General features: G+C 69.1%; 2 protein-coding genes. One reads left to right on the top strand and one right to left on the bottom strand.

Translation table 11 applies throughout. The annotated features are described in order from the left end of the window. On the top strand, positions 1–744 hold a 744-nt coding region (locus ACXJKR_RS30530; protein ID WP_457326038.1), incomplete at its 5' end, for a tetratricopeptide repeat protein. Between the two features lie 2 nt (positions 745–746). Here ACXJKR_RS30530 and ACXJKR_RS30525 read toward each other — a convergent pair. Next, positions 747–2,158, bottom strand: a 1,412-nt coding sequence (locus ACXJKR_RS30525; protein ID WP_457326037.1) for a TRCF domain-containing protein, incomplete at its 5' end; no start/stop codon positions are given.

Here is a 2,158-nt window from a genome sequence, read left to right as displayed (position 1 = left end):
CCCGACTACTGTCGGGGCCTGACCATCGAGAGCGACCTGGGCGTGATGCTGCAGGCGCTGGGCGAGCTGGATCGCGCCGAACAGATGGCGCGGCGCAGCCTGCTGAGCTGGCAGGGCGTGGCGCATACCGAGACCTTGTCGCTGCTGATGCTGGGCCTCACGCTGACCAGCGCCGGCCGCTACGGCGAGGCGCGCGGCGTGCTGGACCGCGCGCTGGAGCTGGGCCGCTCGCAAGGTTCGGCCCTGTTCGAGGCCGAGGCGCTGACGCGGCGCGCGCGGTTGTACTGGCAGAGCGGCTGCCTCGATCTTGCTGAAGCCGACTTGGGCTTGGCCGAGCCCTTGCTGGCGAGCAGCCGCGACCCGCTGCGCGTGTCACACCTCGCCTGGCTGCGCGGCCTGCTGCGCGAGGCCCGCGGCCTGCCGCCCGATCCCTCTCTGGCCGAACGCTTGCGTGCGCTGCTGCCACGCAGCCAGCATCCGCTTGTGCATATCCGCCTGGCACGGCTGGAACTGCTGGCCGGCGATGCGGCTGCTGCCGCCCGCCAGGTCGCCGTCGCACGCGACGCCGGCCTGCTGGAGCCGCTGGCCGAGGGGCTGCTGCTGCAGGCCGAGGGGTTGCCGGCGCGCGACGCGCGGCCGTTGCTGCTGGAGGCGGTGGAGCTGGCGCAGCGCCAGGGCTTTGCCGAGCTGCTGAGCCGCGCCGATGCGGCGCTGCGCGGGCTGGCGCCGGTTCAAGGACGCTAGGGCTATTCGGTCTTGATCGGCTGGCCCAGCAGTCGCAGCACCTCGCGCACGGCCTGGGCGCGGTCCTGCGGGCTGGAGAGCTGCTTCTCGACACGCAGCTTCTCGTTGCCCACCAGCTTGATGTTGCGGTTCTTCTGCACCAGATCGATGACGCGCATCGGGTCGATGGGCGGGTTGGGGCGGAAGTTGATGTTGATCAACGTCGGTGCCGCGTCGATCTTGCTGACGCCGTAGGGCTTGGCCAGCACACGCAGGCGGTGAGTGTCGAAGAGGGTCTGGCCCTGCGTGGGCAGCTTGCCGAAACGGTCGGTGATCTCCTCCAGCATGGCGTCGATCTGCTCGTTCTTCTCGGCCGTGGCCAGGCGCTTGTAGAGGGACAGCCGCACCTGCACGTCGCCGCAGTAGGCATCGGGCAGCAGGGCCGGGGCGTGCAGGTTGATCTCGGTGGTGGCGGCAAAGGGCGACAGCAGGTCGGGCTCGCGGCCGGCCTTGAGGGACCGCACGGCTTCGCTGAGCATGTCGTTGTAGAGCTGGAAGCCCACCTCCATCATGTTGCCGCTCTGATGCTCGCCCAGCATCTCGCCGGCGCCGCGAATTTCAAGGTCGTGCATGGCGAGGTAGAAGCCCGAGCCCAGCTCTTCCATGGCCTGGATGGCGTCCAGGCGCTGCAGGGCTTGCTTGGTCAGGCCCTGCATGTCCGGCACCATCAGGTAGGCATAGGCCTGGTGGTGGGACCGCCCGACGCGGCCGCGCAGCTGGTGCAGCTGGGCCAGGCCGAACTTGTCGGCACGGGCAATGATGATGGTGTTGGCGCTCGGCACGTCGATGCCGGTCTCGATGATGGTCGAGCAGAGCAACAGGTTGTGCTTGCCGGCCACGAACTCGCGCATGACGCGCTCCAGCTCGCGCTCCGGCATCTGGCCGTGGGCGATGACGATGCGCGCCTCGGGCACCAGCTCCTCGAGCTTCTGGCGCCGGTTCTCGATGGTCTCGACCTCGTTGTGCAGGAAGTAGACCTGGCCGCCGCGCTTCAACTCGCGCAGCACCGCCTCGCGGATGGTGCCGCTGCTTTCGGCGCGCACAAAGGTCTTGATGGCCAGGCGGCGCTGCGGCGCGGTGGCAATGACGCTGAGGTCGCGCAGGCCTTCCAAGGCCATGCCGAGCGTGCGGGGAATCGGCGTGGCCGTCAGCGTCAGCACGTCGACCTCGGCGCGCATGGCCTTCATCGCCTCCTTGTGGCGCACGCCGAAGCGGTGTTCCTCGTCGATGACGAGCAGGCCGAGGCGGTTGAACTTGACCTCGGCGGACAGCAGCTTGTGCGTGCCCACGACGATGTCCAGCGTCCCGTCGGCAATGCCCTCCATCGCGGCCTTGATCTCCTTGGCCGAGCGGAAGCGGCTCATCTCCGCCACCT

It is taken from the genome of Roseateles sp. P5_E11 (genome assembly GCF_054049355.1).
The sequence above is the reverse complement of the archived record's forward strand: the minus strand, read 5'-3'. Positions and strand labels throughout refer to the sequence as shown.